Origin of the sequence: Chryseobacterium sp. FH1 (genome assembly GCF_000735135.1) — a bacterium.
Classification (GTDB): Bacteria; Bacteroidota; Bacteroidia; order Flavobacteriales; family Weeksellaceae; genus Epilithonimonas.
The window spans coordinates 692,672-716,527 of record NZ_JPLZ01000006.1; the positions used below are offsets into that span (position 1 = coordinate 692,672).

16 protein-coding genes, 2 tRNA genes and 3 rRNA genes are annotated in these 23,856 nt (G+C 41.2%); 14 read left to right on the forward strand and 7 right to left on the reverse strand.

Translation table 11 applies throughout. The features are described from left to right. Window positions 1-10: 10 nt before the first annotated feature. Both IO90_RS10080 and IO90_RS10085 read left to right on the forward strand, forming a co-directional pair. Entirely contained in the window at window positions 11-1,390 is a 1,380-nt protein-coding gene (locus IO90_RS10080; RefSeq protein WP_034966097.1) for a RagB/SusD family nutrient uptake outer membrane protein, read from the forward strand. Beyond that, complete coding sequence (locus IO90_RS10085; RefSeq protein WP_034966100.1) at window positions 1,380-3,881, forward strand: alpha/beta hydrolase family protein; 2,502 nt, start codon at window positions 1,380-1,382, stop codon at window positions 3,879-3,881. Before IO90_RS10080 ends, IO90_RS10085 begins: the two co-directional genes overlap by 11 nt. 110 nt (window positions 3,882-3,991) lie before the next feature. Here the strand turns inward: IO90_RS10085 and IO90_RS10090 are convergent, their stop codons facing one another. The 7 genes from IO90_RS10090 to IO90_RS10115 form a co-directional block, all read right to left on the reverse strand. Further along, window positions 3,992-4,807 (reverse strand): GLPGLI family protein, encoded by an 816-nt coding sequence (locus IO90_RS10090; RefSeq protein WP_034966103.1) that lies wholly within the window; start codon window positions 4,805-4,807, stop codon window positions 3,992-3,994. A 251-nt stretch (window positions 4,808-5,058) separates the two neighbouring features. After that, window positions 5,059-5,301, reverse strand: a complete 243-nt coding sequence (locus IO90_RS10095) for a hypothetical protein (RefSeq protein ID WP_034966105.1) — start codon at window positions 5,299-5,301, stop codon at window positions 5,059-5,061. Between the two features lie 98 nt (window positions 5,302-5,399). Continuing rightward, window positions 5,400-5,528 (reverse strand): hypothetical protein, encoded by a 129-nt coding sequence (locus IO90_RS19150; RefSeq protein WP_262483377.1) that lies wholly within the window; start codon window positions 5,526-5,528, stop codon window positions 5,400-5,402. A 21-nt stretch (window positions 5,529-5,549) separates the two neighbouring features. Next, window positions 5,550-5,834, reverse strand: coding sequence for a DUF6520 family protein (locus tag IO90_RS19100; protein WP_034966108.1), 285 nt, complete (start codon window positions 5,832-5,834; stop codon window positions 5,550-5,552). A gap of 77 nt (window positions 5,835-5,911) precedes the next feature. After that, entirely contained in the window at window positions 5,912-7,354 is a 1,443-nt protein-coding gene (locus tag IO90_RS10105; RefSeq protein WP_034966111.1) for a MauE/DoxX family redox-associated membrane protein, read from the reverse strand. Window positions 7,355-7,366: 12 nt separating this feature from the next. Next, window positions 7,367-7,576: a hypothetical protein gene (locus tag IO90_RS10110; protein ID WP_034966114.1), complete on the reverse strand. Its 210-nt coding sequence runs from the start codon at window positions 7,574-7,576 to the stop codon at window positions 7,367-7,369. Next, window positions 7,573-7,830: a hypothetical protein gene (locus IO90_RS10115; protein WP_131450857.1), complete on the reverse strand. Its 258-nt coding sequence runs from the start codon at window positions 7,828-7,830 to the stop codon at window positions 7,573-7,575. Before IO90_RS10115 ends, IO90_RS10110 begins: the two co-directional genes overlap by 4 nt. A 256-nt stretch (window positions 7,831-8,086) precedes the next feature. On the opposite strand from IO90_RS10115, the gene IO90_RS10120 reads away from it, so the two are divergent. The 12 genes from IO90_RS10120 to IO90_RS10180 all read left to right on the forward strand — a co-directional run bounded on the left by IO90_RS10120 (window position 8,087) and on the right by IO90_RS10180 (window position 23,780). Further along, entirely contained in the window at window positions 8,087-9,793 is a 1,707-nt protein-coding gene (locus tag IO90_RS10120) for a helix-turn-helix domain-containing protein (RefSeq protein ID WP_117596593.1), read from the forward strand. Between the two features lie 44 nt (window positions 9,794-9,837). Beyond that, window positions 9,838-10,683, forward strand: a complete 846-nt coding sequence (locus tag IO90_RS10125; protein ID WP_034966120.1) for an RteC domain-containing protein — start codon at window positions 9,838-9,840, stop codon at window positions 10,681-10,683. A gap of 342 nt (window positions 10,684-11,025) precedes the next feature. Continuing rightward, window positions 11,026-12,542: ribosomal RNA gene (locus tag IO90_RS10130) — 16S ribosomal RNA — on the forward strand. Window positions 12,543-12,724: 182 nt separating this feature from the next. Further along, window positions 12,725-12,798, forward strand: a tRNA-Ile gene (locus tag IO90_RS10135). 80 nt (window positions 12,799-12,878) lie between these two features. After that, window positions 12,879-12,952 (forward strand) — tRNA-Ala (locus IO90_RS10140). A gap of 359 nt (window positions 12,953-13,311) precedes the next feature. Then, window positions 13,312-16,074, forward strand: a 23S ribosomal RNA gene (locus IO90_RS10145). Between the two features lie 173 nt (window positions 16,075-16,247). Next, window positions 16,248-16,355 (forward strand): 5S ribosomal RNA (rrf, locus tag IO90_RS10150). Together the 16S, 23S and 5S rRNA genes with 2 tRNA genes alongside form the textbook arrangement of a ribosomal RNA operon. Window positions 16,356-17,741: 1,386 nt before the next feature. Further along, window positions 17,742-19,403 carry a hypothetical protein gene (locus tag IO90_RS10160; protein WP_034966125.1) on the forward strand — a complete coding sequence of 554 codons (1,662 nt, stop codon included), beginning with the start codon at window positions 17,742-17,744 and terminating at the stop codon, window positions 19,401-19,403. A gap of 235 nt (window positions 19,404-19,638) precedes the next feature. Beyond that, the gene (locus IO90_RS10165) at window positions 19,639-21,135 is read left to right on the forward strand and encodes a TlpA family protein disulfide reductase (protein WP_034966128.1); all 1,497 of its coding nucleotides are present in this window, start codon (window positions 19,639-19,641) and stop codon (window positions 21,133-21,135) included. 81 nt (window positions 21,136-21,216) lie between these two features. Next, window positions 21,217-22,623: a 23S rRNA (uracil(1939)-C(5))-methyltransferase RlmD gene (gene rlmD / locus IO90_RS10170; RefSeq protein ID WP_034966131.1), complete on the forward strand. Its 1,407-nt coding sequence runs from the start codon at window positions 21,217-21,219 to the stop codon at window positions 22,621-22,623. 49 nt (window positions 22,624-22,672) lie between these two features. Next, a complete protein-coding gene (locus tag IO90_RS10175; RefSeq protein ID WP_034966134.1) occupies window positions 22,673-23,146 on the forward strand; it encodes a DUF6452 family protein in 474 nt (157 codons plus the stop codon). Beyond that, window positions 23,112-23,780 (forward strand): DUF6048 family protein, encoded by a 669-nt coding sequence (locus IO90_RS10180; protein ID WP_034966137.1) that lies wholly within the window; start codon window positions 23,112-23,114, stop codon window positions 23,778-23,780. Before IO90_RS10175 ends, IO90_RS10180 begins: the two co-directional genes overlap by 35 nt. Window positions 23,781-23,856 lie beyond the last annotated feature (76 nt).

Here is a 23,856-nt window from a genome sequence, read left to right on the forward strand (position 1 = left end):
TTCAATACCTATGAAAAATACAATACTATCAATTTGCGCGATGGCACTTTCAATGTGCCATAACTGTGACGACTTTACGGATGTGGGACTGCCGAAAAGCCAGGTGACCCGTGACGTGGTCTTCAAGGATGACGAGTTGGCGAAGTCCGCCATGGCCGGCGTGTACAGGTCTCTGGAGGAGACGGGATTTCTGTCGGGCTCTCAGAACGGTGCACAGGTCGTGCTCGGTGCCTATGTCGACGAGCTTCAGTCCTATGCCCTGGCGACGAGCGACGTGTCTGTCTTCTACACCTTGTCCCACAATGCATCGTCCAACAAGGTCAGTACCTTGTGGACGACGAGCTTCACCCAGATCTACTACATCAATTCGGTGATCGAGGGTGTCGAGAACTCGAACCAGATAAGCGCGTCTGTCAAGAACAGGCTGAAGGGAGAGGGTCTGTTTCTTAGGGGACTGCTCCATCTCTATCTGGCACAGACGTTTGGGTCTGTGCCCTACGTTGACAGCACCGACTACGAGGTGAACCAGTCCATCGGCAAGAGCAGCGTAGCGGAGGTCTTTGCCAAATGCAAGGCGGATCTTTTAGTGGCAGAGCCACTGCTGACCGCGACATTGCCAAAGGGGAGCAGGGTCTATCCGACGAAGATGGCGGCATACGCCATCCTTGCGAGAATTGCATGCTATGAGAAGGATTGGGATGCGGCGCTGAGGTATTCTGATCTTGTCATCAACCAAGCGCAGTACCAGATGGAGCCTGAGCTGAACAAGGTATTCCTGAAGGACAGTTCAAGCAGCATCTGGCAATTGCTGCCTTTCAACGCGGTCTACAATACCTATCAGGGAAATGTGTTCATACTGAATACGGCACCGCCGACCAACGTGGCGCTCCGTCAGGACTTTGTGGCATGTTTCGAGGCCGGTGACGCCCGGCGTGCGTCATGGGTGGGGCAGCGGAACAGTTCCCAGAACCAGACCTTCTATTATCCATTCAAGTACAAGCAGTATTCTACCAGTACGAGCTCTCTGGAATATTCGGTGGTACTCAGGGTCGAGGAATTGTACCTCATCAGGGCAGAGGCCTATATGATGAAAGGGCAGTATGCGCTGGCGCTGAACGACCTCAATGCCATCAGGGGGCGTGCAGGTCTGCCCACGTTAACTTCCACTGGTGATGCTGTTGTTTTGACCAGTGCACTTGTAAGGGAGAGAAGGTCAGAGCTCTTCACGGAGTTCGGGCATCGTTTCTATGACCTAAAGCACTACGGCCTATTGGACGAGGTGATGTCTGCAATGAAACCGGCGTGGAGGACCCATTTCGGGCTACTGCCACTTCCCGAGAAGGAGCTGCTTCTGAATTCCAACTTGAACCCGCAGAACAATGGTTATTAGAATACTGGCACTGGCCCTGATGTTGATCCATGGCCTTTACCTGTCACAGAATATCGACAGTGTGGACAATGTCTACAGGAAATACCATGTGACGGCATTGCTGACGGCAAGTCCGTCAGGGCGACATGTTGTATTGAACCACTACAATATCTATGGCAAAGACGAAGATGAGCTGTTTGATGTGAGGTCAGGCAAGGGAATCACTCTTGAAAAGCATCTCAAATACCAGTTTCTGGGGGACGACCGCCTGCTTATGACAAACATTGCGCGCACCAGGTTCCATGACCTAAAGCGCAACCTATCTGTTGATGTGGCAGGAAACTATGTCGCAACGATCGCTGATGCATCAGGACAGGTAGTGCTTCATGATGCAGGCGCCAAAGTACTTGCTCTGGCCTCGAAGGATGGCAAAGTCATTTGGAAAGTGCCAAATGTCAAGAACTACCAGTTGGACAATGAACGTGGCCGCTTGATATATGTTGCCGGTGACGAGCTATGGACAAGGGAGCTTAAAAATGGAAGGTCGAAGACCTACATGCTCGACAGTGAGATCCAGTGGCTGTCTTTCAGTGCGAATCGGATCTACTGTGCCAATATCAGGGCGGCAAGAGTGGAGCTCTACACCCTGGACCTGCTGTCGGACAAGTTGGAGAAAGAGCTCATCGACAGCCCCGAGGCGTTCGAATTTGCAAGTAGCCTGACCTCTTATTTTGAGATCAGGGAGGATGGGAAGTTCATATTTCCATTCTATATGAAAAGCAAGCTGCACGAGAAGAAGGACCCCGAACTGAAGATCACCTATTCCAACAGGAACAGCAGGGACAAGGTCATGAACTACCATATGGGAATCTATGATCTCGGGGGTGGCAGATGGGACTACAGGCCTGACGAGCGGATCCATCTTCCCATGTACAGATTTTTGAACGGAAAAGGTGATTTTATAGTGTATGACCAAGGTGGTGATATCGTGGAGGAACAGCAGAACGTCGTTCTCGACTTCCAATTGGTCTTGGATTACGGCAAGAGCTCACATATACTTCCAAAGAAAAGGGTGGAGGATGGCAATTACCTCTGGGACCGCAATACAAGGCAGTTCATTTACTTCGATCGCAAAAGGTGGTGGTCCCATAATATAGGGACAGGTGCAGATCAGGAACTATTGCCTTTGGATTCCGAGGGATGGGAAAGTCGCTCGCAGAACGGACTTGTTCAGGCGCCAGAGACAAATCCTGTCCTCGTTAAAGGCAGGTCGGCGATCATCCTTTCCAACCAGCATGACTATTTTTTAGTAGATCTTGAGATTCGTCGATCGGAGAGGATCACAAAGGGTGGGGATCAACAGGTGAAATACAGTTTGCAGCTGTCAAAAGATCAATACCCGAGATCGTCATGGACCCTAAAGCTTGCAGAGGTCGATCTTGGAAAAGAGCTGACGTTCAAACTTTTCAACGAGATCAGTTATGATTCGGGATTCGCTACCTATCTGTATGGAAAGCAAAAGACCAGATTGTTTCGACAGGGTCATTACAAGGAGATGATACCATATAGGAACGGTTTGTTTTTTACCTCTGATTTTGCTCTGGAACCTTTCAAGCTGACGAAGGTGGAGCAGGGGAAATATGCAGTTGTATATGAATCTCTGAAAACAGAGAAAAAGGATCTGGAAAGCATGAGGCATAAGGTCTTTCAGTATAAGACGAGATATGGTACGGCCAATGCCGCCGTAATGTTTCCTATGGGCTATGACAAGAATAAGAAATACCCGATGGTAGTCAATGTCTATGAAAAATTTTCACTTTTTACATTGGATTTCGTGCCGCCATATTTACGGACAAATGGTGGATTCAACTACTTGCATTACCTGATGAACGGCTATATTGTTTTATATCCTGATCTGCAGTATGAAACTTCCAATGTCAAAAACAGTGTTATGACATCCTTGGAAAAGAGCATAGATACAGTCAAATTGTTGGCTTCTGTCGATGAAAAGAACATCGGTATTCTGGGCATGTCATACGGTGGCTATGAGACGGGACTTGCATTGACCAGTTCCAAGTATTTCAAGACGGGAGTGGCAGGAGCCATGATCTCTGATCTGGTCACACATGCGCTCAGTAATAATGAATTTAGACCGTATCCCAATTACATGCGGACAGAAAATCAGCAAATGAGAATGGGAAACAATGTATTTGACGATTGGAGCAGCTATTTGGAGAGCTCACCGGTCTATCATATGAAAAATATCGATGCGCCAGTACTGATCTGGAATGGATCCAAGGACAAGAACGTTCCACCTGCCCAGTCGAAAATGTTCTTTATAGGGATGAAGAGGCTTCAGAAAAAAGCCGTATTGCTGGAATATGCAAATGAGACACATAACATATTGTCTGCACCCAACCAATTGGACCTGGACATCAGGACGTGGCAATGGTTTGACCATTATCTGAAAAAGAAGTCTCCGGCAGACTGGATCGAACCTCTAACTAAATAGAAGGGGCGTGTATTATTGATGGTCGGAATTTGATTCCGGCCATTTTTATTTAAGTTTAAAGAATTTATTGCATCTCTCCATCAGCCGTTTTTGGGAGATTTTGTGCATACCTATGGATAGATAATGGCTTTGTCCAGCTCTATAGGGTTGTTATATTTCTTAAGTTGCTGCTGTTGTTTCAAAGTCAGTTCTCTACCGTCCATCTTTTTTACATTGCCATACTGGTCCTTGACTATCAAACTTTGATTGCTGTAGTCTTTTAGCGGATTTGTATAGTAATCCAATCTCAATTTTCTCAAAGTACTTTCGCTAATTTTCAAAGGTTTCAATTGATTGAGGTTTTCAAGATAAAATGACGTATCATAGTTTGACGTCAGATTGGTATTTTTGGCAAGTTGAAAAATGAACTGCTCTCTATCATCCTTTAACTCCACGATAAGTCCCGGCAGACCTCTGAATTTATATGGTCCTTCCTGAAATGGAAACGAAGGAGCAAACCAGGCTTCCCAATGACGTCCTCCAAAAAAAGTTGTAGCTTTTTGCACCTGCAGGTCATGTGTTTTTTTTGTCTCGGTACTTATGATCCATTTCTGGCTGTCTTTTGTCTCATAGGAATAGTAGAGAGGTGAAATAGCGGTAAAGTTGGTGTTTATGTTTGTGTTCCTGTCTCTAATTAATTGATAGTCTATATTGTTGTTGGAATAATCATAATTACCAGTGTTTTTTCGCAAGGAATCTCTTACCAGAAAATCCTCCGGATAGAACTTGACAAAATCACGTTCAATATCGAGAACAGATACCTCCTTGGAATATTTGTCTGATAGCGAATCCTGCTTATAGGAAAAGTTATAGTAAAATCGATTGGTTTGTGCTGATAACATTATTAAAATAAATAACAGGGCAGCTGTTATATGGAATTTAATCATAGTAGAATTTATATATAAAAGTAAGCCTAAAAAATTAGGCTTACAAATAATTTAGAAGTAATAAGTTAGTGTAAAAAGAATTTTGGCGATCAGATCAGTTTGAGTATCTAGCTTCTGTTGTGGAAGTTGATCTTTGCAACTTCGAGTTCCAATTCTCAGTAATTCTGACTAATAAATCTAGATCTTTTGCGCCAAGTATTTTTAGGACACTAACATCTTAAATGATAAAAGATTTCTTATCCAGTAATAAATTAAGGATTTGTAATGATCACTGCAGGACACTTGACTTCAACTAGTTTTCCGTCCTTGTCGTAATCATAGCATTTTGACGTGCCTGCGATCAATACAACTAAAGATGAAGCTTTAATTGGCTTGATCTCAATCTTCTCAGACTTTTGTTCTTTTGAACCTTTAAGGTCAACTAATGGATTAACAGTGTTTGCGCTAACTAATCCTGCAACAGAAATTGTTGCTAACAATAATAATTTTTTCATGAGTAATAAAATTTTAATTAATATTTGAAATACACTTTATTTATAATCCATTTCGTTTGCATTACGTACTACAAAGTTCTACGGAATGATAAATCATTTTATTGTTTCAAATGCCCGCCGTACTTGATGGGAGGGTCTTCTTTTATAGTTGTGGCAGATTTTGCACTATCCTTCGCAACCGTAGAGTTTTCTGAAGAAAAAGGTCGGAAGATCTTTCTTCCGACCATAACTAATTTCGGAAGCTATCTTTAATTGGATAATCTGTATAGCTCAACGTTGGCAGTCTCAGGATGATCAACCTCCGGACCATCGGTTCCGAAGACCTGCTGACCTGCTGGTAGACCGTTGACGGTGCAGATGACATCTTCGATATCACTGCACATGACACTTTTGTCCCACTGATTCGTCGAGCTGTTAAAGATATAACCTTGACGAACAGCAAACTTCTCGTTGCTACTTTCTGCTTTGTGAGTAGCGAATGCAGTTCCGGTTCCTATAAGAATTAGAACTGCGGGTAATACGAACTTTTTCATTTTTGTTAAAATTTGATGTTATGCCTACTCTTGATCGACAGGTTTTCGGCAATCCCTGCTCTGTTGGCCAACAGATATTATTTAAATGCATATCTTGTAATACGTTCACTCGATAGTACATAGAAATATTTTTTTGTTCTCAATATTCCTTTCACAGAAGACCTGTCTTCATTTTTGAGCTTGTAGCTGTACAGGTATTTTTTCTTTTTAAGATCATAAATGTCGATGACGATCGATTTTCTGAAATCTCTGAACGATTCGTCCTTGCCACGGATCTTTGAAATATTGTACAGCCGACCTGCGAAGACGGTTTGACGTACATTGATCTCTTGGGGTGACCGCATCATTTTGGTCTGTCCGTTTGATAGTTCTTTCACTTTGATGTCAGATCTTGAAAAAGAGTCAATGGTATTGAACATTTCTAAATTGTCAAGGTCAAAGTCTGCAGAGACAATCTCGTTGCGATAGAGATAGGTGTAAAGTATTCTTCTATTTTCCATGTCTACCCATAAATTGCCGTCGACATCAAAGATGCCGTCAACATCTGATTTTATGACCTTTGGTTTTAGAGTGTACCTATTTTCTACTGTATTTAACACGCCTAGTTCACTTTTTTTTGTTTCCGTGACAAAAGCTCTGAAGACATATTGATGCTGACCTGTCGGAGACAGTTTTGAGAAATAGAGATTTCTGACAGCTGTCTTATTGGCATCCATCGACGGAAGTTCTCCTTCAAAGATCACCGGAACCTTTCCATCAGATAGACTGAAGTAAGGGTAGAGGACATTGATCCTGACACTCCGAAATTTCAAACTGTAGTCATCTAATCTTATCTTATCCGTTTTTATCTTATCAAACTTCGGATCCACTGTTCTCAAAAGCAGGGGTGTCTTGCTGTCGGCTAAAAAAATGGTGTCATTGTAATTGCCGGCAAAGTAATGGTTGCTTTTTTCAAGGTCTATCATCTTCAGTTCTGAAGTAAACGGATCTATAATTTTTCTGACGAAGCTGTCCTGATTCTGCTTGATGACAGGGTAGAAGGTCATTGTCAACAATACCGACGGAATGATCATCTCTGCCGGCATAACAGCAAGCAAGATCTTCCTTTTGTTCTCCGTACTGATCACTATTGCAATGAGTGCGATTGCCGCACAGACCAGATTGAAAATGAGATGCTCGGACCATCCTAGTTTTTCAAGTACGCCACCACATGAGCAGGGTATGTTATCGCTGTAGTTCAGAATTATATAGATGTAAATTGTGAACAGGGACATCAAAGTAAAACTTGCATGAAGACCTATCAGCCTCAATCTTGGAACACATAGTAGGCAGACGATGATCAATTCTACGAGTATTACAGTATAAGAGATACTGATTGAATAGGCATTGGTCAACGGTGACTGCGCCAACTGGACCTGAAAGTTCTCAAAGTCGAACATCTTGCTGATTGCCGTATAGCAAAAAAGAAGAATGAAAAAAAAGCCTGTCAGTAAAACAAATTTTGTCTTGAATGCTTTCATCGCAATTATTTTTTAACCGTTCCTTACTAATTTCCACTTCACTGTTTTCCCACAGTACAAAGGCATTGGATCACCTTTTGAGACATAGACCGTGGTAGCGATCGGACCTTCCGATTCCCACTCTCCGCTCACAGTGCACTTCCTTCCAGATGCTAAAATGATATTCTTTGGAGGCTTTTTCTTTTCCAGACCATCTTTTTCCTCTCTGTGAGAATTGGTCATGGCCGAATCGTGTCATTGGCCGTCCGCCAGTGCGACTTGTCTTTACGCGGTTCATCGTCGTCACCTGTTTCTGTCTTATTCATGACCGAATGATCTTCTTCGCTCGGATATTCATAAGATACAAATGATCTTGCCTGTGATTTTTGCCCTCTGTGTGAGATCTGTTCTTCAGGATCTGACATGAGGTCTGACCTGTCACATGACTGCAGTGCAAATGCAGCCGCTAAACTTAAAATTGAGATATACTTTTTCATAGCGTTAAATGATTTTTTAAAGTTATCCCGGCCGGTCTTTTACTTAGAATTCTTATTCGAAATTAGATGATGTGCCGTGACTAAAAAAGACATTGTGGTCACCATAGATACATTGTGACGTCATCATTGATCATCCGTTACCACTATGTTTGGGTGTATTCGTTTGGTTATCATAATTTTATATCAGTTTAAGATACGTAGTCTCCTGATAAGCAAAATTTTGGGAACAATTTTTTAAATTTGATCCAACAATGCCATGCGAAACTTTACAAAATTCCTTTTATCACTGCTGATACTTGCATTCTGCAATTTTGAATGCCAGGATGTAAAGGCGTATTCCTATGCCCATTTGAACGATCTGTTCAGCTCCTATTCCGAAAATGACGAGCAGGCAATGGTCTTTGTCAATATGTACATTGCAAAAGCTAAAAGAGAACAGAGGTTTTCCAAATTAATTGCAGGATATGAGGAGGCTCAGTTTTACAGCAAGTCGACAGATACGAAAATTAAATATGCTGACAGTGCAGTGGCCGCTGCAATTAGATCAAAGGATGAAGATCTCATCGCCACTTCTTATTTGAAAAGAGGCATCATCCATTATTATAACCGAAGGGACTACCGTCGTGCTTTGAAGGAGTACCTGTCAGCTTTCAAAAATGCAAAGAACACCAATGACCTTTATCTATACAATAAGATCTTGTATCATTTGGGAATGGTAAAATCCTATCTGGGCCTATACCAGGAGGCTGTCGTCCATTTTACTGAAACTGCCGGCTATTACGAAAAACATATGTCAGATCAGGACCATCAGAATGTCAGATCGAATTATGAGCACGGATATCTCAACAGTATCTACAGGCTCAGCACCTGTTACAGAAAACTGCTGCAGTACAGGCAGGAAGATTCACTGATCGGTGTCGGAAAGAAGAGGGTGGTTGATACAGAAGAATTTTCATTGGAGTTCGCCTATTTTGAAAAGGCGCAAGGCATCCAGTGTCTGAGAAACGGAAAGGATGCCATTGCGGAAGATCATCTTCTGCGGGCTGAAGACATTCTTAAAAGAAATCAGGATTTTGCTGCTCTGGCGACCGTTGACTTCTACATCGGAAAGCTTAAGTACAAAGATGGCAAGAAAGGTGAAGCCATAAAATATTTTAAAAAGGTAGATTCTATAATTGATCAATATAACTTCGTCACTCCAGAGATCATCGACAACTATAAATTCCTGATCCACTATGCGAAAGAAGATCATAATGGAAATCTGCAACTATATTATACCAATAAACTGCTGCGTGCGGACTCCATCGTTCGGACAGATTTCGCTGCCCTTTCTTCGGATATCATCAGGGGCTATGATGTCGATGTCCTGGTTGATGACCGTGACGAACTTGTGCGGAAGCACGAGTACGGAAGCACTTTTTTGATCGGAATCATAGTCTGTGGACTTCTGGGGTTTTACTTTTTTCTATACCGTTCGAGAGAGAAGGAAAAAGACCTCACGAAAAAGTACGGCGATCTCTTGGAGAAGTTGATGAGAGTTGATGAGGAAGGTGAAGAAACAACTTATGCCGATGATCGGATCAAAAGTATCTACAACGATCAGGTGATAGAAGTTGTCAAGAGGGGGCTTAAGATCTTTGAGGAAGAAAGGCAGTTTCTTGACAAAGACCTTAAATTACCTGATGTTGCCGCTCTGATCAACAGCAACAGATCCATTGTTTCATTTGTGCTGAACGAGCACTTCAACATCACATTTAGTGAATACATCAAGAGATTGAGAATACAGTATATCACAAAAAAACTTCTGGAAGAGAGAATTTACCTGAAATACAGCATGGACACATTGGTCGCAGAATGCGGAATGAAGAACAGGCAGGTGTTTTCCAACCATTTTTTGCAGATCAACGGCATTCGTCCTAAAGATTTTGTGAGAAAAAGACTTGAAGAGCTTGAGAAATCATAGTTTTTATTTTTTTAGCCCGATTTTTACGTTAAAAATAATGACGTATGAATGGACAACAATTTAAGAAGAAAGTTGATCAGCTTTGGAATACACTGACCACAAATGTAGATCAGATCAACAGAAGAGACAATGATATGATCAGCCGGGCAGAGGAGATCTTGATGGAGACCGATGTGGCCATCAGGCAGCTGAAAATGTTTCTGAAGCAATACCGATTTGCAGACTGGAGCGAGGAGATCTACTTCTTTAAAAATACAAAGCCCCAGTTTGTGGCGATCTACATCTACTATTCGAAGCTTCTGGCGATAGAAGCATCGAAGCCTTTTGCCGAATCACCGGCATTGAGATCCTATTATGAGGATGAAAGAAAAAATCTGCTGTATTTTTATAATGAACAGAAAGACTTTATCAATTACTACCGGCGTAAATCGACCTTCCTGGACAAAAAATATTTTGTCAGGTTCAATTTTGACTTCAAACTAAAGCTAAGTCCGGAAATGTACAGCTACGACGAGGAATTTTCAACATCCCACGACCATTTGGTCTCTCAAATTATGGCAAATGATCTTTTAGATCAATACCTGACAAATAAAATTGATTTTAAAACTGCCAAGGAAACTTCGATAGCGAATATCAAGAAATTGGAATGGACTGCTCCAAAAGTTGCCCTTATTGAGCTTCTCTATGCACTTCATCAGACCAGGTGTTTCAATGGCGGTTATTCTGATTTGGCAGAGCTATTTCGATGGGCAGAGAATACAATGAATATCAGTTTAGGTAATTATCATAAGACCCTGAGCGAAATACGTTTAAGGAAAACAGATCGGACAAAATTTATATCACTTCTGCAACATAACTTTGATCAATACTTAGATGACTTGGATCTCTAGAGAGGGATGTTTTACTCTGCTTTTATTTCTTCGCTAGTACCTTTAGCCTACCGATATTTTCTGCTTTTATAATGGCAAATTGAGAAAGGATTGAAGAGGAGAATAGAATTAGGGAATGGTATCAAACTGACTTTCAGGCTAGAGAGAAAAACTAAAAAAAAATACTTGCCAGTCTAAAAAACTTTTATACTTTTGCACCCGCAATCAGGGTCAACAATGACAGATCAAGATTCCTGAGGAGGCGAACAGAACGCAGTTCATTGACATAACATATAACAACCAAATTAAGAAAACCAAAGCGTCAATTTTAAATTGAGTTTGAGTATAGGGACGAACAAACATACAATGGAGAGTTTGATCCTGGCTCAGGATGAACGCTAGCGGGAGGCCTAACACATGCAAGCCGAGCGGTAGAAGACCTTCGGGTCTTTGAGAGCGGCGCACGGGTGCGGAACACGTGTGCAACCTGCCTTTATCTGGGGGATAGCCTTTCGAAAGGAAGATTAATACCCCATAATATATTGAATGGCATCATTCGATATTGAAAACTCCGGTGGATAGAGATGGGCACGCGCAAGATTAGATAGTTGGTAGGGTAACGGCCTACCAAGTCAGTGATCTTTAGGGGGCCTGAGAGGGTGATCCCCCACACTGGTACTGAGACACGGACCAGACTCCTACGGGAGGCAGCAGTGAGGAATATTGGACAATGGGTGAGAGCCTGATCCAGCCATCCCGCGTGAAGGACTAAGGCCCTATGGGTTGTAAACTTCTTTTATACTGGGATAAACCTACTTACGTGTAAGTAGCTGAAGGTACAGTATGAATAAGCACCGGCTAACTCCGTGCCAGCAGCCGCGGTAATACGGAGGGTGCAAGCGTTATCCGGATTTATTGGGTTTAAAGGGTCCGTAGGCGGATCTGTAAGTCAGTGGTGAAATCTCATAGCTCAACTATGAAACTGCCATTGATACTGCAGGTCTTGAGTGAGATTGAGGTAGCTGGAATAAGTAGTGTAGCGGTGAAATGCATAGATATTACTTAGAACACCAATTGCGAAGGCAGGTTACCAAGTCTTAACTGACGCTGATGGACGAAAGCGTGGGGAGCGAACAGGATTAGATACCCTGGTAGTCCACGCCGTAAACGATGCTAACTCGTTTTTGGGCCTTCGGGTTCAGAGACTAAGCGAAAGTGATAAGTTAGCCACCTGGGGAGTACGATCGCAAGATTGAAACTCAAAGGAATTGACGGGGGCCCGCACAAGCGGTGGAGCATGTGGTTTAATTCGATGATACGCGAGGAACCTTACCAAGACTTAAATGGGAAATGACAGATTTGGAAACAGATCCTTCTTCGGACATTTTTCAAGGTGCTGCATGGTTGTCGTCAGCTCGTGCCGTGAGGTGTTAGGTTAAGTCCTGCAACGAGCGCAACCCCTGTCACTAGTTGCTAACATTCAGTTGAGGACTCTAGTGAGACTGCCTACGCAAGTAGAGAGGAAGGTGGGGATGACGTCAAATCATCACGGCCCTTACGTCTTGGGCCACACACGTGCTACAATGGCCGGTACAGAGGGCAGCTACCAGGTGACTGGATGCGAATCTCGAAAGCCGGTCTCAGTTCGGATTGGAGTCTGCAACTCGACTCTATGAAGCTGGAATCGCTAGTAATCGCGCATCAGCCATGGCGCGGTGAATACGTTCCCGGGCCTTGTACACACCGCCCGTCAAGCCATGGAAGTCTGGGGTACCTGAAGTCGGTGACCGTAACAGGAGCTGCCTAGGGTAAAACAGGTAACTAGGGCTAAGTCGTAACAAGGTAGCCGTACCGGAAGGTGCGGCTGGAACATCTCATTTTAGAGCGTCTTCTAGACGATAAACAAAATTAAGTTTTTTATACTTGAAAAAGCTTTGGTTTACTTTGGTTGCTTATATAACAATATACCCCTAAAGATTAGTAGGAGGGAACAGAGAGATAGAGAATCTTGAGGAATGATAGAGAGTAGTCGTTTATTATTCATCAAATATCACTCACAGAGAGTCTCGTAGCTCAGCTGGTTAGAGCGCTACACTGATAATGTAGAGGTCGGCAGTTCGAGCCTGCCCGAGACTACTAATTTTGCGGTTAGCAAATAGCTTATAGCGGATGGCATCAGCCAAAGGCAAACGGCCAATAGCTATCGGCATTTAAAGGGGGAATTAGCTCAGCTGGCTAGAGCGCCTGCCTTGCACGCAGGAGGTCAAGGGTTCGACTCCCTTATTCTCCACAATTACTGGAAGGTAATGAAAAAGTTACAGAGGTGTAACAAGAACAGAAGATTATACATTTACGAAAGACAATATCTATGGACAGACGGGTCCGGCACTGTAATGATGGAAGCATTATTGGGTGTAGAGAGTTCGAGCCTCTTATATATAGCTGTTTTACAAGATCGATTTAAAAGTTACGGATAGAGCCAAAAACAATATCTGTTCATCGGTCGGGTAGGAAGAACAAAGATCATTGACATTAACGATAAGAACATCACAAAGAGAAAACCGAGTGCAATTGGGCACTTGAGTTTATAAGAATACCGCTTGATAGCAATATCGAGCAATAAAAATACTGAACTAATTAATAATTAGGAAAGAAATCGTTAAGGGCGTATGGCGGATGCCTAGGCTTTCAGAGGCGAAGAAGGACGTGGTAAGCTGCGAAAAGCTCGGGGGATCGGCACACACGAATTGATCCCGAGATGTCCGAATGGGGCAACCCGTCTGGTTGAAGACCAGTCACTCCATATTTATATGGAGAGCAAACCCGGAGAACTGAAACATCTAAGTACCCGGAGGAAAAGAAATCGAAGAGATTCCGTAAGTAGCGGCGAGCGAAAGCGGATTAGCCCAAAAGCTTTTATATGTTTAATAGAACGTTCTGGAAAGAACGGCCATAGACGGTGACAGCCCGGTATATGAAAGGCATACATAAGTGATAAATGAGTAGGGCGGGACACGTGAAATCCTGTCTGAATATGGGGGGACCATCCTCCAAGGCTAAATACTCCTGAAAGACCGATAGTGAACTAGTACTGTGAAGGAAAGGTGAAAAGCACTTCGAATAGAAGGGTGAAATAGAACCTGAAACCGTACGCCTACAAGCGGTCGGAGCCCACAAGTTGGGTGACGGCGTGCCTTTTGCATAATGAGCCTACGAGTTAATTTTACTAGCGAGGTTAAGGACTTAAGGTCCGGAGCCGGAGCGAAAGCGAGTCTGAACAGGGCGCTTAGTTAGTAGGATTAGACGCGAAACCTTGTGATCTACCCATGGGCAGGTTGAAGCTTTGGTAACACAAAGTGGAGGACCGAACCGGTTGACGTTGAAAAGTCTTCGGATGACCTGTGGGTAGGGGTGAAAGGCCAATCAAACTGGGAGATAGCTCGTACTCCCCGAAATGCATTTAGGTGCAGCGTCGAGACAAGTTTATTAGAGGTAGAGCTACTGATTGGATGCGGGGGAGTCAAATCCTACCAATTCCTGACAAACTCCGAATGCTAATAAATGTTTCTCGGCAGTGAGGGCGCGGGTGCTAAGGTCCGTGTCCGAGAGGGAAAGAACCCAGACCAACAGCTAAGGTCCCAAAATATATGCTAAGTTGAAATAACGCGGTTGGACTGCATTGACAGCTAGGATGTTGGCTTGGAAGCAGCCATTCATTTAAAGAGTGCGTAACAGCTCACTAGTCGAGCGGTCCGGCATGGATAATAATCGGGCATAAGCATATTACCGAAGCTATGGATTTGTAATTTATTACATCTGGTAGGGGAGCATTCTGTTTGCGCAGAAGCAGTGTCGCGAGGCATTGTGGAGCGGACAGAAAAGAAAATGTAGGCATAAGTAACGATAAAGCGGGCGAGAAACCCGCTCACCGAAAGACTAAGGATTCCTCAGCCATGCTAATCAGCTGAGGGTTAGTCGGGACCTAACGCGAACCCGAAAGGGGTAGTGGATGGACAATGGGTTAATATTCCCATACTTGCTCACACTAAAAAGGGGACGGAGTGCCGTACCTGCTGGAGACTGACGGAATAGTCAAGGCCTAGCCTTCGGGCGAAGCTGCTGCAGGGAAAGTGCTTCCAAGAAAAGCCGAAGTGAAGCAACCCGTACCATAAACCGACACAGGTAGTCGAGGAGAGAATCCTAAGGTGCTAGAGTGAATCATGGTTAAGGAACTAGGCAAAATAGTCTCGTAACTTCGGAAGAAGAGACGCCAGCAGCAATGCTGGCCGCAGTGAAGAGGCCCAGGCGACTGTTTATCAAAAACACAGGACTCTGCTAAATCGAAAGATGCTGTATAGGGTCTGACACCTGCCCGGTGCTGGAAGGTTAAGGAAGGGCGTTAGCAGCAATGCGAAGCGTTTGACTGAAGCCCCAGTAAACGGCGGCCGTAACTATAACGGTCCTAAGGTAGCGAAATTCCTTGTCGGGTAAGTTCCGACCTGCACGAATGGTGTAACGATCTGGGCACTGTCTCAACCATGAGCTCTGTGAAATTGTAGTCTCGGTGAAGATGCCGAGTACCCGCAATGGGACGAAAAGACCCTGTGAACCTTTACTATAACTTCGTATTGACTTTGAGTAAGTAATGTGTAGGATAGGTGGGAGACTTTGAAGCAGGCACGCCAGTGTTTGTGGAGTCGACGTTGAAATACCACCCTTTACTTACTTGGAGCCTAACTTCTTTCAGAAGGACATTGCGTGGTGGGTAGTTTGACTGGGGTGGTCGCCTCCAAAAGAGTAACGGAGGCTTTCAAAGGTACCCTCAGCACGCTTGGTAACCGTGCGTAGAGTGTAATGGCATAAGGGTGCTTGACTGTGAGACCTACAAGTCGATCAGGTGCGAAAGCAGGACATAGTGATCCGGTGGTTCCGTATGGAAGGGCCATCGCTCATAGGATAAAAGGTACTCCGGGGATAACAGGCTAGTCTCCCCCAAGAGCTCATATCGACGGGGAGGTTCGGCACCTCGATGTCGGCTCGTCACATCCTGGGGCTGGAGAAGGTCCCAAGGGTTGGGCTGTTCGCCCATTAAAGTGGCACGCGAGCTGGGTTCAGAACGTCGTGAGACAGTTCGGTCTCTATCTATTGCGGGCGTTAGATGTTTGAGAGGGCTTGAATCTAGTACGAGAGGACCGATTTGAACAAACCTCTGGTGTATCAGTTGTACCGCCAGGTGCACCGCTGAGTAGCTACGTTTGGAAAGGATAAGCACTGAAAGCATATAAGTGCGAAACCTGCCTCAAGATGAGACATCTTTTAAGGGTCGTTGGAGATGACGACGTTGATAGGCTACAGGTGTAAAGACAGTAATGTCATAGCCGAGTAGTACTAATTACCCGTAGATTTATTGCCTAATTGGCATAGTGCCCAACTGCACGACAAGGTTCTCTCTTTGTGAACGTTTTTATCGATAATAAATTCGATATTCCAAGTTTGAAGTTCAATATTGTAAAAATTTTGAATCTCAAAATGTAGAATTCTGAATTTAATAAATATACCGTACATCCTTTTGTACGAACAGCCTTTAGGGTGGTTCTAGCAGAGGGGCTCACCTGTTCCCATTCCGAACACAGAAGTTAAGCCCTCTAGCGCCGATGGTACTGCGAAAGCGGGAGAGTAGGTCGCCGCCAGTTTTTTTCAAACGCTCATCATTCACTTGATGGGCGTTTTTTTTTGTTTAGATTCAAAAGTGATCAAAGCGAATCTTGATAGGATTTGAAAAATGTAAAGGAAACCTTCATCAGTTAGAGGAAACTGAAATCGCTACTTTTTATGAAATTCTTTTGGTTCCTTGGATCTAATTATCTTTCAGAACTTTATTACCGAGATTTACCATCTGCTCTAAAATAAGGTAGATTTGTATCAGAACGTTTCAAATTTTAAGTGCTTCTTAAATCAAAATTATAAAATGTCTTTATCTTCAGCTTGCACGCATATTCCATTCTTAAAAATGAATTTTGCAGGAATCAAATCATTAGCGATATCAGCAAAAATGTAGAATTTTTCGTTGTTGTACAGTAAGGTTTGTTATATATTTCGTTCCAATAGCAAAAATTTTAAGTTAGAAATTGAGAGTTTTCACTTTTTAAACAAAGTTCTATCAATATCTAATATTCCTATCAAATCAATATTAATAATTTCTAATCATTAAATGTTGACTTTATTCTTGATACATTTAATGGGATTTCTAAAATTTGGCAGTTATATAATATTAGCGATTTTTCACATAATATTATCATTAAATCAATGTTTTATTGCGTAAAATTTATTATTTTTACGATAAAGATACAATGTTGATAAATTTTAAATGATTTATATTAAAATAAATAAATTGATTGGTATTTCTTGTTTTGATAAGAAATGTATCATCTTTATTTTATTTTTCTTCTGTCATGCTTTCGGTGCACAGATTTATATCTCACCAGACGCAGAATTAAATTTTAGCAAGGGAACTATCGTTATTATTAATGATAATTACAGTGAAGGATCTAAAATTCTTGAAGATAGACATCAAGTAATCGTTTCGAAAAGTTCTACTGTCAGCAATTATAAAAATTCTAAAAACAGGAAGTCTACAAATAGGAAACTATCAAAGAAGAATTATAGTTCTTCATCTCCAAAATTACCAAAAAGCATAAAATCTAAGAAAGCACCATTTAAGTTTTCTCCAATTTCTACTTCAGAGTATTTTAGTAATGATTATGTAAGATCACATTTCATTATATCTAATATAAATTTTCATTATTTAAAATTTTATATAAGGCAAGAAAGTTTCATACTTACGTATTGTACATGTGACAGAAAGAAAATTAATTTCTTCGATGAATATTTGTCTTTATACAGGATATATTCTAATCATCTTTTCGCTAGGCCACCTCCAAATTTTAATGTTTAATTTTTTATAATAATTTCAGAGTAGTACAATTAACCAACTATTTGGTTTAAAATATTCTGTGTGTATAATTATTATAGCAATCTTAAATTCTTTAATAAAATTACATTAATTAAAAACATACATCATGAGAATATATAAAATTACTTTTTTAGCTTTGCTTAGTTTCGTTTCGGCCACATCAAACTTAAAAGCACAAACTGGTCGCGTCGGCGTTAATACAGATGATCCAAAGAGTACTTTAGATATTACTGGGTCTAAGAATATAAATGGTGAACTTCTTGCAACAGATGTGACAGGTCTACAAGCGCCTCGTCTTACCAGGGCGGAGCTCACAGCAAAGGGAAATAGTCTCTATGGCACTGACCAAAGAGGTACTTTAATCTATATCAATAATATTACAGGCGGAGATAACCTTAGCCAGCGGCAAAATGTGACCGCAATAGGTTACTATTATTTTGATGGTAACTTTTGGCAAAAATTTTTGGATACAGATACGATTGTTACACCAACGGGTTTTGAAAGAAGACCTGATATGGGAGCTTCAAATTTCTACTGGAGACTTATAGGTGCGCCTGTCGCAAATTATGGTGTAGAAGGAAAATATGGATTGGATGCTACTTGGAATCCTACTGATCTTTCTGAGGTTTTAATTCCAGGGTCTCCAGATTTTACGTATAGCATGCTTTTAGGAGCAAGTGGGCTTACAGTAGCTAATTTAGGAGCTATGGGGAAAAACTCTTTCGTTGCCGGGACAATAAATAGTGCCTCAGGGATTGGTAGTACTTCTTTAGGTATAGCAAATGAAGCAAGTGGTATGGCAAGCTTTGCAGTTGGAGCTTTAGTGAAAGCAACAGGCCAATTTTCCACAAGCATGGGTAGGGGTACATTATCATCAGGGATAAGTTCCTTTAGTGCTGGCCTACTTTCACAAGCAACCAACCAAGCTGCTATTGCCATGGGGAATACCAGTATTGCTTCCGGAGAGAATTCCGTAGCAATAGGTCAGGCGAATACGGCATCAGCACAAGGTACTTTAGCTATCGGAAATACCAACACAGCATCAGCTATAAGTGCAGTAGGTATTGGACAAGAAAATAGGGCGTCAGGACAAGGATCATTGGCTATTGGAAATACAAACAATGTTTCTAACACGAGTAGTGTTGGGATTGGGCAGGAAAATATAGTCGCTGGGAATGCGGCTGTTGCTATAGGAAACTCAAATAATTTATCTTCAACCGCTACCAGTTCTGTTGCTTTAGGATTTATAAATAGTGTAACTGCAGAAAGTTCTTTTGCAATTGGAAATTCTAATACCTTGTCCGCTACAAGAACATTTGCGATGGGAAGTTTGAATGTTTTGACAGGACAATATTCGAAAGCAATTGGTTATGGAGCTACTGCCTCTAGTATGTATGCTACATCATTGGGAGTGTATAATACTCTTGAGGGTACACCAGAAGCAAGTTCTTATTCAAATCTATCCAAAAGACTCCTTGTAATTGGAAAAGGTAGTTCTTCAAGTGCTAGAGGTGACGCCTTAACAATTTTGAGAAATGGTAAAGTTGGTATTGATATTAACAATTTTGAAGGTACAAGTAGTAGCGGTGATGCAAAACTACAAGTCAACGGAACTGTGAAAATAGCAACACTTTCTACATCTTCTACTTGTAATGCAGCTAATGAAGGTACTATCCAATACGTGAAAACTACTGGAGTAGGAAGCTTTCAAGGTTGTACGCAAACCGTGTCATCACCAGCTACATTTGCTTGGGTGAATCTTAACTAATGATTTTATTGACAATAGAAATGCTGGGTATTTTTGCCCAGCATTTTTTTTGATTAATGTTTAGAATTAAGATGAAGAAGTCCAAAGAATATTGATAGTATATGAGTGAGTTGAACTGCTCAAATTATATTATTCAAATTATCGATCTAATTTCTGTTAATCTTATAATAAAAATTGATTTTCATTTTTTTTAAAATCTTAATTAAGTTATTTTTGCACAAATTAATTTTTTAAAATGAAAAAGTACTTATTTCTTCTTTTACTCACTTTGCTAGTCGTTTCTTGCTCCAAAGTCAAAGTGGAAGGAAATGTAAAAGGAGGTTCTCCTTTGGAAAGAATAGAATTTATAGAAGCTTCTGGCGTGGCAACACTGCCACTTGTCAATTTAGGTGTTGATGACAAGGGAAATTTCAAAGGTGAATTCAAAGCACCCAAAAACGGAATGTACGCAATGACCTATGCCGGTAAAATGAATTTCATTTATCTTAAAAAAGGTCAAGATCTCAAGATCTATGGAGAAGCAGGAACTTTCCCAGAGGTTTTCAAAATCGAAGGTGATGCTAAGAAGAACAATGATTTTATTACAGAAACTCAAAAGTTTTTGGAAACGTACAGTTCAAAACTGAATATGCAAATGCTTCAGAAAAAAGAACCAGAATTCTTAGCTGAAATAAAAAAAATCCATTCCGACCTCGAAAAAAATCTGGATCAAAATGCAGACAAAATTGGGGCAGACAGCGATGTTGTAAAACTTAAAAAAGATGAGTTGATCACAAACATATTGACTTTCTTGGTTCAATATCAATCTGCTCACGGACAAGTGACTGGCGACCCAACTTTCAAAGTTTCAAAAAACTTTACAGATTACGAAAAGTCTTTGACAAAGAATAATGATAGAATGGTAGAAAATTTACCAGTTTACAGAAATTATTTATTGAACAAAGTTGGTCAGGACTTCCAAACCTTCGCTGAAAAGCAACAAGATAAAAATACGGCCAGTATGTCCGCGATCTTCGGAAGATTCTTGGCAACCAACAAAGAAATGTCTCAAAAAACTAAGGATTATTTGCTGGCATTTGTAATTGCTAAATTTGATTTAAATCCTTACACAAGCGAGGTAGAAAAAGTAATCAAAGTAAGTGACGAATATATCAAAGATTCTGAAGTGAAAAAAGATTTGAACTCTGCAATCAACGCTGTTTTCGGTTTGAAGAAAGGTGAAGTTGCTCCGAAAGTGAGTCTTGCTAAATTGGACGGAAAATCTGGAAACTTCGAATCGAACGGCAAACCAACTTTGGTAATGAGCTATGCTTCTTGGAATCCGTACATCGGACAATCTACAATTCCAGTTTTGAAAGAGGTAGTGAATTTCTATAAGGCTAAAGTTAATTTCGCATTCGTCAACTTAGATGATAAAAAAGACCAATTCACGAAAACTGCCAACGCAATGTTCAAAGGAATCCCTGGAACCAATTACTATGCAGAAGGCGGATTGTCATCAGAATATGCTAAGAAATATTTCATCTACGGTTTCAAAATTCCAGGATTTTTCTTGATTGACAAAGATGGGAAAGTAGCGAGCCAAACTTTCTATAATTTGGGCGATGCTAAATTTGTAGAAGAGATGAACAAGATTTCCGGTTTGCAAGCGCCAACTGTGAATCCGCAAGCACAAATGCAAAACGACCTTTTGCAACAGAATCCAAACGCAGATTCTACGCAAACAAAATAATAGATGAATCAGCCATATAACTTTGAAAGAATAGAAATATGGCTGATTCATTTGACATTGAAAAACAATGAAAATTAGCAGATGAAACAAAGAAGAAATAAAATTCTTGAAAATATCAGACTCCTTTCCGCCGGTGCGAAAGGAGTTTCTGTTGGTAAGACCGAGGATGGAAAAACGGTTCTAGTAAAGGGCGCAGTTCCTGGAGATCTTGTCAACGTAAGAGTCAAAAAATCGAAAAGTAATTATGTAGAAGGAGAAGCTGTTGATATCTTGGAATATTCGGAGCATAGAGTAGAACCTAAGTGTATCCACTTTGGAACGTGTGGTGGTTGCAAATGGCAGAATATCGCGTACGAGAAACAACTCGATTTCAAACATAGCGAAGTCGTGAACAACATCAGAAGAATCGGTGGTTTTCCAGAGTTTGAAGAAGTTCCGATCTTGGGAGCGCCAGATCCATATTTCTACCGAAACAAGATGGAATTTTCTTTTTCCAACGCACGTTGGTTAACGCAATACGAAATCAGTTCTGAGGAAAACTTCGGAAACAGAGATGCATTGGGATTTCATATTCCCGGGATGTGGAGCAAGATTCTCGATTTGAAGGAATGTTGGCTTCAGGAAGATCCGTCGAATCAAATCAGATTGGCAGTTAAGAATTATGCTGTTGAAAACGGATTGGAGTTTTATGATGTCAAAGAGCAAAAAGGTTTTTTAAGAACTTTAATGCTTCGCCAGAATTCCAAAGGCGATTGGATGGTGCTTTTCCAATTATATAAGGATAATAAAGTGGAGAGGATCAAATTGTTTGATTTCCTTTTGAGCCAATTCCCGCAGATCACGACTTTGGTCTTTGCCATCAATCCGAAAGGCAATGACAGCATTTACGATTTGGATATTCAAAATTATTTTGGAGAAGGTTTCATCTATGAAGAAATGGATGGACTTAAGTTCAAAATCGGACCGAAATCCTTCTTCCAGACCAATTACAAACAAGCTTTGGAATTATACAGAAAAACATTAGAGTTTGCGGATCTTACAGGCGACCAAGTCGTGTATGACCTTTACACAGGAACAGGAACGATTGCGCAATACATTGCAAGAAATGCTAAACACGTGATCGGAATCGAAGCCGTTCAGGAAGCCATCGACGCGGCCATCGAGCATGCAGAATTGAACGGTCTTAAGAATACAACTTTCTATTGCGGTGATATGAAAAACGTTTTCAACGACGAATTTTTGGAAACTCATCCAAAAGCCGATGTCTTGATTACAGATCCACCAAGAGACGGGATGCACCAGAAAGTGGTGGAGCAGATTTTGAAACTGGCGCCCGAAAGAATTGTTTATGTAAGTTGTAATTCGGCGACACAAGCGAGAGATATTGCTTTAATGAAGGAAGATTACGAATTGGTGAAAATCCTTCCCGTAGATATGTTCCCACAAACGCATCACGTGGAAAATATCGCTTTGTTGATTAAAAAATAAAGGCTTAATTTTAATTATTAATCTAATACTAAAGTCTAAATTTTCATTAATGAAAAACTTAATATGGATTTTCGGTTTTTTGATGCTTCTAATAAGTTGTGGGAGCGACGATGATATTTGCCTAGGCGAAGAATCCACACCAAGATTGAAATTACTATTTCGAAATGCTAATAATAATCAATTAGTAAGATTGCCATATTTGAAAGTAGATGTAGATTACGGAAATCCAAAAACTACAAATATCATTACTTCGAATAATGTAGATTCTGTTTTTATTCCGTTGAGAATTGATGAAAGCCCTTTTACAGACATTTACATCAAAACAGCAATTCAGGGCGATAGTTCCAAAATTAGAATCCGTTACGAAGCCAAGTCCATCTATGTTTCGCCACCTTGCGGTTTCAAAAGAAATTATGAAAACCTGAGTGCTGAACTTTTAGAAACAGGCCCAGTACAAAGTATCCAATCCAATCAAACATCATTGACAGATGAGACTAGCATCAATTTTTATCTGCGTTTTTAGCCTTTTGTCGATTTCCGTTTTTTCTCAGACCCAAGCTGAAAAGAAGAAACAGGATTCTGTAAAATGGAAGTATACGCCCAACTTTACTGTAGGCGTAGATCTATTGAATCTTGGAACTAGCTTTTTCGGTGACAGACAAATGATTCAAGGTTTCGTTTCCAGCAGAATTAGCAAGAAGGTTCACGCGGTCGTAGATTTTGGGTTTGACAAGAATATCTATCAAAAAAACGGTTACGATGCAAAAGTTGACGGTCTATTCGCAAAGATCGGTGGATTTTATATGTTGTCAATGGATCCCGAAAATGACCTGAATGGTTTCTACGCCGGCGCAAAACTCGTAGGAAGTTTCTACAACCAAGAGTACAAAGCGATTCCCATAAAGGGGATCAACAGCGAGGGCGTTTTCGTTTCCTTCGATCCATCTTCTCAAAGTAGTTATTGGATCGAGGCTTTTTTAGGAGCCAGAGTTCAGGTGTTCAGCAGCAACTTTTTCATAGATGTCAATGTGCAACCGAGATATTTGGCTTACACTACGAAACAAGAAGAGATCAAACCGATGATAATCCCAGGATTCGGAAACAGTTCAGGCAGTTTCAATATGGGTTTCAGTTGGAGTCTCGCTTACAAATTTTAAATACAAAAAGTCCACAAGTTGTGGGCTTTTTTTTGTCGGAAATATTCAAATTCAAAATACTTAAAATATCATCTTA

Bases quoted from the DNA above. Each gene is read 5' to 3' on its own strand.
- IO90_RS10080 (WP_034966097.1), top strand. From the start codon at position 11: ATGAAAAATACAATACTATCAATTTGCGCGATGGCACTTTCAATGTGC.
- IO90_RS19150 (WP_262483377.1), bottom strand. From the start codon at position 5,528: ATGGTCGGAAGAAAGATCTTCCGACCTTTTTCTTCAGAAAACTCTACG.
- IO90_RS10110 (WP_034966114.1), bottom strand. From the start codon at position 7,576: ATGACCAATTCTCACAGAGAGGAAAAAGATGGTCTGGAAAAGAAAAAG.
- rlmD (WP_034966131.1), top strand. From the start codon at position 21,217: ATGAAACAAAGAAGAAATAAAATTCTTGAAAATATCAGACTCCTTTCC.
- IO90_RS19100 (WP_034966108.1), bottom strand. From the start codon at position 5,834: ATGAAAAAGTTCGTATTACCCGCAGTTCTAATTCTTATAGGAACCGGA.
- IO90_RS10125 (WP_034966120.1), top strand. From the start codon at position 9,838: ATGAATGGACAACAATTTAAGAAGAAAGTTGATCAGCTTTGGAATACA.
- IO90_RS10120 (WP_117596593.1), top strand. From the start codon at position 8,087: ATGCGAAACTTTACAAAATTCCTTTTATCACTGCTGATACTTGCATTC.
- IO90_RS10090 (WP_034966103.1), bottom strand. From the start codon at position 4,807: ATGATTAAATTCCATATAACAGCTGCCCTGTTATTTATTTTAATAATG.
- IO90_RS10115 (WP_131450857.1), bottom strand. From the start codon at position 7,830: ATGAAAAAGTATATCTCAATTTTAAGTTTAGCGGCTGCATTTGCACTG.
- IO90_RS10175 (WP_034966134.1), top strand. From the start codon at position 22,673: ATGAAAAACTTAATATGGATTTTCGGTTTTTTGATGCTTCTAATAAGT.
- IO90_RS10180 (WP_034966137.1), top strand. From the start codon at position 23,112: ATGAGACTAGCATCAATTTTTATCTGCGTTTTTAGCCTTTTGTCGATT.
- IO90_RS10105 (WP_034966111.1), bottom strand. From the start codon at position 7,354: ATGAAAGCATTCAAGACAAAATTTGTTTTACTGACAGGCTTTTTTTTC.
- IO90_RS10085 (WP_034966100.1), top strand. From the start codon at position 1,380: ATGGTTATTAGAATACTGGCACTGGCCCTGATGTTGATCCATGGCCTT.
- IO90_RS10095 (WP_034966105.1), bottom strand. From the start codon at position 5,301: ATGAAAAAATTATTATTGTTAGCAACAATTTCTGTTGCAGGATTAGTT.
- IO90_RS10165 (WP_034966128.1), top strand. From the start codon at position 19,639: ATGAAAAAGTACTTATTTCTTCTTTTACTCACTTTGCTAGTCGTTTCT.
- IO90_RS10160 (WP_034966125.1), top strand. From the start codon at position 17,742: ATGAGAATATATAAAATTACTTTTTTAGCTTTGCTTAGTTTCGTTTCG.